Genomic DNA, 6,790 nt, shown 5'->3' on the forward strand with positions numbered 1-6,790 from the left:
GACAGGTATTCATGAAGTAATCAAGAAATCTTTTTACTTGTCATGCAAAAATAAGGCGCGTTTTATGGCGGTTTTCTGCGTTTTTTCTCTTGTAAGAAAAAGCCAGAAAGGCTATCTTTTACTTGTCGAGAGGGATTGACCCTCAAGACAAAGCGCCCCGAACGGTGTTACCAGCACCGAACGGGACTTCGCTAGACTAGAAAGGGTAGTTTCATGTCCGACGCAGCAACCACAATCGCACCGAAGGCCCAGAACCGCAAGGCTGCAAACAAGGCCAGCCCCGCCGCCGTCCGCCGTTTCAACGAAGCCCGCGAGCGCACCAAGGCTATTGCCTCCCCAACCCTTGCCGATGTTCTCCGTCTCGCCCCCAATGACGACAAGATTGCCGCCATTGTTCAGCATTTCGGTTTCGAGGCTGGCGACTATGACGAACTGACGGGGGCCGGTGTCAGCATGATCCGCGAACAGTACACGCTTCTTGAGGACGTGCTTGTCGTCACCGATTTCCGGGGTGAGCGCAATTTCAAGGCCATGGAAATGCACCTTGGCCGCATCGTGGACGGCCTGATCCGCTCTGCCTATGGTGCCGCCAACTTCTATGAGAACAAGCGCCAGATTGCCCGCGACGAGCAGAACTCTTTCAGCAACGAAAGCCGCGACGAGGACCGGCAGGGCATCGACGGCGGGGAAAATCGTGTAGATCGGGCCGTCCGTTTCGCTGCACAGCAGGCCCCCAAGGCTTACGCGCTCGCTGTTATGGCCAAGGGTGCATGTGACGCCTACCGCGAACTGTTCGGGGAAGACTGGAAGCCTTACGTCAAGGACACGGGCCGCAGCCTCACCGAAAACGTCCGCGCTGCACAATGGGGGGCCGTGCTCTAGGCCGCACGCGCCGCGCCCACAGGGCGCGGCCTCTTCCTGTCCCTCTGCACATCGAAGAGCGACCGGCCCCGCCCGGTCGTGGAGCCTGTCCCATGTCTCACGCACTCGCCCAATATGTCCCCGACGCCAGCGCCAAGAGCCTCCCCCTGAGAAGGCTGGAGCATCTTGCGCGTGGCTTTGCCATCGCGGACGCCCTCATGACCTTTCTGGAAAATACCCGCTTTGATTCCAGCATTGAGAAGGCCGCAGACGACGCGCGCGCCGCTGGTGCCACCCCTGCCGAGATCCGGGCCGCCTCGAACGGCCTCGCCTGATCGGCCTCGGCCAGGTCCGCACATGCAAAAGGCGGTTCCCCTGGGAGCCGCCTTTTTTGTTGTCCGGTCAGACCGCGCCAAAATGGACACAACCGCGCAAGCGCGGCTGTGACGTATGCTGCGTCAGGGCTTCGCCCTGGTGCGGGTGTGCAAGAGTCCGCTCAGGACTTTGGTAGGATCGGCGGCGGGTTGATCTGACACCATGACGCGCCCTTCGTGTCGAACGCCTGATGCTCTGCGCAATAACGGCCAACACTCGCCGCATAGCCGTCATACGTGTAGCCAGACGCAAAGCCGAGGCCCATGAGGACCGCACCGGCCAGCGTCATCCGCACATAGGCGCGCCACCGGGCTTCCTTGTAGAACTGGCGCTCATGCGTCGGAATTTCCGTCCGCAACTGGTCGAAAACTTCCTTGCGTAGCTCGGAGGTCACGCCAGAGACGATCCGCCCGAGGGTAGCCTGCAATTCGCGGTCTCGAAACAGTTCCTGTTTCTCGACATTCCGCGCCGCGACTTCCCCCAGCTTTTCGACCTGCTGACGGCTTTCGATGAACTGGTCCCGCAGGGTGGTCTGTTCCTGCTTCGCCATCTCGATGATGTCGCGGGCTTCCCCTCTGAAATTCTGCATTTCAGAAGCGCACGACAGGGCAAGCCGTGCAAAGGCGTCCATGGTGGCACGGGTGGCGGAAATCCATTTCCCGAATGGCGAATACTGGTCCATCCCTTCCAGTCGGGCCGCCTCTTCCATCAGGCGGCCCGCATCCTGCAACGCGTGCAGGGTGGAAAGAGGTGTTTCAGCGTCACTCATGGGAGCCAGCTTTCAACCTTTTCGGCGACGATGTTGCTTTCGATCAGGTCAAACCAGCGCTTGACCTGCGCACGACGCAGAACGTCGAACGGAGTTCCGCAGGGGCGCGGCGCACTTTCCATGACTTGCTGGAAGGAGAGCCCACTCTCGATGATGGCGGGCAAAACGCTCAGCTTCGGAATCCTCAGATAACGGACCTCGCAATCTCGCATCTGTTCGAAAAGTGGGTCCTCAATGAGGCGACCAAAAGCCCGATCCGGGTCGTGTCCCGCTGGCACAGTCCAGTCGTTGAACACCAGCAGAGCTCTTTTGGGACGGAAAAGTTCGCTTTCCCAAAGGCGTTTGATGTAGTCGAGATCTCCGGGCTGGGGACCGCACATGAACAGGCCGGTGACTTCGAGGCCGATACTCTCCGCAAGAGAGATGATTCCTTCCTCTTTCGCCCAGAGTTCAAGCGTCCGATCGCCACCACCCACATCGACAAGAAGAGACTTCTTTTGCTCGGCGGCCGTTCCGAACGCCTCTGAAAACCACTCTCTCAGGATCCCTGCATCTTCGTTCTTGGGACGCGTGAGACCGAAACGCTCATAGACCGATTTGAACGCCGAGAGCCCGGGATTGCGGGCGTCACCATCCGCAAGCAGAGGTGAGCGCCCCTGCATGATGGCGCGTTCCGCGAGCGCCGCCTCGGCCGTGGATCCTCCTAGATTGCCACGACCCGCTTTAACCGCTGCAACAGGCGTGCGGGGTGATTTGGAGGGGGTAGGCTTTTCACTCATGACAGGTCCTTACTTTCAATGCCATCTCCGGCTCAGAGAGGAGAGACTGTCAGTATGCGGACACCGTTTGTGAGTGCGGACGGGGTGGCTAGTACAGCGTCTTCATCAGATCACGCGCACGGATCAGCAAGCCCCGCAGGATCAATGACCGATCTTCATGAGGGACAGCCTCCACCATCGGAATGCAGGCTTTTGCCCAGTCTCGATCTCTCTCAAAAAACGAGCGTCGTGGCAGTCCCGGTAGCGCTTCATAGTCGATGCGACCATCAGGCTGACGCCCTGTCGCATCGAGGGGCATGAGAGCGTCGAGCGGCAGATACTCTGGCATTCCATCAGGTCGAGGACCAACATAAGGCGGCGGAAGCGGCTTGTCCTTGTCCGCACCATAGCGGGGGGCTTGTGTGAGCATCGTCACATGCTTGGCGATCTGTCCGACTCTAACCCGGGGCCGGGTGGCGGTCTCTAAGGGGACAGGCTGGGACTGCGCGGTCTCGACGACCTCGGCAGGTGCCGTCGGCTGAATGCTGGCCTGATCGGGGGCCACCTTGGCTCTGCGCTGTGCCTCATACCCTGCGATCCGCTCACGGCGCTCCCTGTTGAGGCGCTCCTCGGTATCGGCCTCAGCCATGAGCGCAAGAATCTCTTCATTGGAGGGGCCAGACTGCGCTTTGTCTGTTGGCACGACTGTCCTGCGAGCCGCCTGATCACGAGCAGGACCCTTCGCCTCTGCCACTGCACGGTCCTTTCGGGCAGCCAATGTCTTGCCTGCCCGATACCACGTCATTTTGGCACATCGCACAGTCGGTGCCTGCCCATCAGCATTGGTTAACCCAACGTCTTTGAACCATGCGCACAGGGCCTGCCAGTTCAAACGACGCCCGTTCCATGCCCGCAGTAGCTCTTCGCGGTTCGCTTCCATCCACACGCGCAGCGACATCGCTCCAGACACGTTTTCAAGCGCGCCAATGGCCCCGCTGATCCCGATACCTGTCGCTGCCATGTGGTGCCTCCCGTGGCCGTTGTGCGGCTTCTACGCATCTCTCAGGGGCATCTTAACACGACTACCAAACGACTACAATCGACTACGTAAGAGCTACGCATCGACTACCAACGACTACAAGAAAGCTACAGAGTTTTTCTTTTTCCATACACAAATGCAAACTTTCAGTTTGCGCTTCGCGCCACCCTGCGGGTGTTGCATCCGGCGGGGCAGGGGCGGGCCGAGGCCGAAGACATCTCGGCGCATTCTGCCCTGCCAAATATGTTGTTTTGCACTACGAAATTGCGCTACGTTAACGACGTTCTGAATGTATGGAGTGTGTCATGGCATCCCCCCTATCGATCCGTCTGGACGAGCGGTTGCGCACTGACCTGGAGCAGGAAGCAACGGCGCGCGGTATCCCTCTGAGCCAGCTCATTCGTGATCTGCTGGAGACAGGGGCAAAGAGTGCGCGCCGAGACCGGATCCGCAGGGACAGTGCGCGTGTTGCCCGCTACGTCGCTACGACGCCTTCCGCCCAGGCGCTTTTTGAAGAGGCTGGCGGAACCCATGGCTCCTGATCGGCCGGTTGCCATGGCAGCGATCTTCTCGCCTGGAGAAATTGTGCTGGCGGACTGGCGCGGAGATGCCCTGCCGAAGGAGCCCAACAAGCGTCGGCCGGCTGTTGTTGTCGAAGACGACCTCTTTCCGCCTGAGTGGCCAAACGTAATGCTTGTGCCGTTGACGGACGATGAGAACCTCGTCATTCCGGATCTGGCAGTACGGATCGACCCAACAGCTGATAATGGCTGTACCAAACCCTGTTGGGCAGTCAGTGCTCTGCTCACCACCACATCCAAGCAGCGTGTCACGGTGACAGGCAGCAAGGTGAGATCCGATCAGCTTGCTGCCATCAGACGTCAGATTGCGCTCCTGGTAGGATGCGACGGCTAGGCAGATAGTCTCTGAGACGATGTGGGCTCGGAGCGACAGTTTCTGTCGGCGGGCACTCACAACCACCTCGAGCAAAATGTCTCCTTTGCCCATGGAGACGATGCATGCCAGACGAAAACGTATTTGACCTCCCGCAACCGGTAGATCGCGAAGCGCCGTTTCAGCTCCTCGTTTTGCAACGGCTGGATCAGATCGGGGAGACGCTCGCCCAAATCCACCAGATGGTCAGTCCTCCAGAGAAAGCAGAAGAAGGCGAGGGCCTGGTCGAGGTCGTCGCGCGCATGGCCCAGGCCATGGAACAGCAGGGTGCCGCCCTTGAGACAATCTCGGCGCAGCTTGGCCGGCTTGAAGCTTCCACCTTCTCTGCGCAGGCTGGAAGATGATCACTTACCGGAAGATTTCTGCGGCAGGTGCCGGCAAGCTGATCGTCGCCTATCTGAGAGAGAATCAGTCCGAGCCGGAGAAGGATGCCCGCTTTGAACGGGAACGGAGTGATCCGACCCGTGATACAGGTGACAGGCTGACAACCTACTATACCGGACGTGATGGGCGGGGAATGTGGTCGCCAGATATGGGCCCCCGGATCGCTGATGCGCTAGGCATTGACGTCATGAAGGTGCCGACAGACCAGGCGCTGGCCAATCTGTTCGAAGCGAAGCGCGCTGACACAGGTGAAAAATGGGCCAACACAGGCCGGAAGCGTGAGCACTCGGCCATCGACTTCACAGCGTCACCCGATAAATCAGTGACGCTTGCCGCTGAATTTGCGTCGACGGATGCCGAGCGGGCGCTCATCTGGAGCGCAATTCACAAGGCCAACGACAAGGCTATGGCGTTTATTGCCAAAGAGGTCGGCGTGGCGCGCAGAGGGTCAGGAAAGACAGCCACGCTGGAACGGGGGGAAGTCGCGTGGGTATCGTTCCGGCACTACACGGCACGACCGGTCATGAAGATTCAGGATGGCGCAAAAGGCCCCACGGCGGCGGTGGAAGTTCCGGTGCCGGGGGATCCACAGGCGCATATTCACAATCTGCTTTTGAATGCCGTAGCGACCGAAAGCGGCCATTTGGGTTCGCTGGACAGTGCTCGCATTACCAGTGCGACGTCTTTCATGTTCGGGGCGTATTTCCAGGCGGAACTTGCAAGCGAACTTCGCAAGCTCGGTATCGCGGTGCATGTCGACGAGAGCGGCCGCGCAATCGCGATTGATAGTGTGCCGCGAAAAGCCTGTGAGCTTTTTTCAAAGCGGCATTCCCAGGCGGAGAAAATGGGAAAAGCCTATGCCAAACGGCAGGGCCTGGACTGGAACGATCTGTCGGCCGAGCGGAAGTTTTCAATCCTTCACAACGCAAATCTCGCTTACCGCTCAAAGAAGTACAATGGCAGCAACGACAGGGAGTTCTGGCTTGAGCAGGCTCACGACATCGGGTGGTATCACGATACTGTCCTGACCAATGAGAAGGTCCAGCCATTAGGGCGCGCTGAGCGCTACGAACTGGCTTATGCGATTGCGGCGAAGAAATTGGCTGAGGAGTTTCGGACAGCTGCTGTTCTCGACCGGGACACGTTCCGGACCCATGCCGCACGGGGTCTCATTGCGGCTGGCATCGAAGGCACGCAGGACGTCGAGCGGATCGCCGATCTGATCCAGGAGCGTGGCATTGAGATCGACGGTCAACAGGTCCGCTTTCTGGAGCGCGAGCAGGACGGCCGCCTCCGGGTCGGGACAAGTGCCCAGATCGCCCTCGAAAAGGATATGGCCCGTCTTGCCGGCCTGTCGGCGCGCACGCGGGACGGCGCGCTCAGTGACGAGCAGATCGCCGCAGCCGTCGCCCGGTCGGGTCTCGACTTCACGCGCGAGCCAGTACACGGCGCTGCGCAGCTTGCGGCCATCAATGCGCTTGGTCAGGCGGGCGGTCTGGGCTTTCTTATCGGTGTCGCCGGCTCCGGTAAAACGACGCTTCTGAAGCCTCTGGTCGACGCCTGGCAGGAGGATGGTCGTCCCGTCATTGGCGCGGCCATTGCCTGGCGTCAGGCCGATGCGCTGAAGGATGCGGGCATTTCCCAAACCTA

General features: G+C 59.8%; 9 protein-coding genes. 6 read left to right on the top strand and 3 right to left on the bottom strand.

All coding sequences use genetic code 11. The features are described 5' to 3' along the window. The first annotated feature begins 213 nt into the window (after nt 1-213). Both R5H23_RS15525 and R5H23_RS15530 read left to right on the top strand, forming a co-directional pair. Nucleotides 214-882, top strand: a complete 669-nt coding sequence (locus R5H23_RS15525) for a hypothetical protein (protein WP_211561814.1) — start codon at nt 214-216, stop codon at nt 880-882. Nucleotides 883-974: 92 nt separating this feature from the next. Continuing rightward, nucleotides 975-1,196: a hypothetical protein gene (locus R5H23_RS15530; RefSeq protein ID WP_317215970.1), complete on the top strand. Its 222-nt coding sequence runs from the start codon at nt 975-977 to the stop codon at nt 1,194-1,196. A gap of 161 nt (nt 1,197-1,357) precedes the next feature. Here the strand turns inward: R5H23_RS15530 and R5H23_RS15535 are convergent, their stop codons facing one another. The 3 genes from R5H23_RS15535 to R5H23_RS15545 all read right to left on the bottom strand — a co-directional run bounded on the left by R5H23_RS15535 (nt 1,358) and on the right by R5H23_RS15545 (nt 3,784). After that, nucleotides 1,358-2,005 carry a hypothetical protein gene (locus tag R5H23_RS15535; RefSeq protein ID WP_317215971.1) on the bottom strand — a complete coding sequence of 216 codons (648 nt, stop codon included), beginning with the start codon at nt 2,003-2,005 and terminating at the stop codon, nt 1,358-1,360. Then, nucleotides 2,002-2,784, bottom strand: a complete 783-nt coding sequence (locus R5H23_RS15540; RefSeq protein ID WP_317215972.1) for a hypothetical protein — start codon at nt 2,782-2,784, stop codon at nt 2,002-2,004. The genes R5H23_RS15535 and R5H23_RS15540 overlap by 4 nt, the downstream gene beginning before the upstream one ends. A gap of 88 nt (nt 2,785-2,872) precedes the next feature. Then, the gene (locus tag R5H23_RS15545) at nt 2,873-3,784 is read right to left on the bottom strand and encodes a hypothetical protein (RefSeq protein ID WP_317215973.1); all 912 of its coding nucleotides are present in this window, start codon (nt 3,782-3,784) and stop codon (nt 2,873-2,875) included. Between the two features lie 323 nt (nt 3,785-4,107). Here R5H23_RS15545 and R5H23_RS15550 point away from each other — a divergent pair, with 323 nt between their 5' ends. From R5H23_RS15550 to mobF, 4 genes are all read left to right on the top strand, one after another. Continuing rightward, nucleotides 4,108-4,344 (top strand): BrnA antitoxin family protein, encoded by a 237-nt coding sequence (locus R5H23_RS15550; RefSeq protein WP_233453568.1) that lies wholly within the window; start codon nt 4,108-4,110, stop codon nt 4,342-4,344. Beyond that, complete coding sequence (locus R5H23_RS15555; protein WP_061928995.1) at nt 4,334-4,717, top strand: type II toxin-antitoxin system PemK/MazF family toxin; 384 nt, start codon at nt 4,334-4,336, stop codon at nt 4,715-4,717. Before R5H23_RS15550 ends, R5H23_RS15555 begins: the two co-directional genes overlap by 11 nt. Before the next feature lie 104 nt (nt 4,718-4,821). Then, nucleotides 4,822-5,100 carry a hypothetical protein gene (locus tag R5H23_RS15560; protein WP_148621345.1) on the top strand — a complete coding sequence of 93 codons (279 nt, stop codon included), beginning with the start codon at nt 4,822-4,824 and terminating at the stop codon, nt 5,098-5,100. Further along, nucleotides 5,097-6,790 (top strand): MobF family relaxase (mobF, locus tag R5H23_RS15565; RefSeq protein WP_317215976.1); only part of this gene is annotated, 1,694 nt, incomplete at its 3' end. The genes R5H23_RS15560 and mobF, both read left to right, overlap by 4 nt.

The sequence above is a fragment of the Gluconobacter sp. GP1 genome (assembly GCF_032913585.1).
GTDB classification, from domain to species: Bacteria; Pseudomonadota; Alphaproteobacteria; order Acetobacterales; family Acetobacteraceae; genus Gluconobacter; species Gluconobacter cerinus.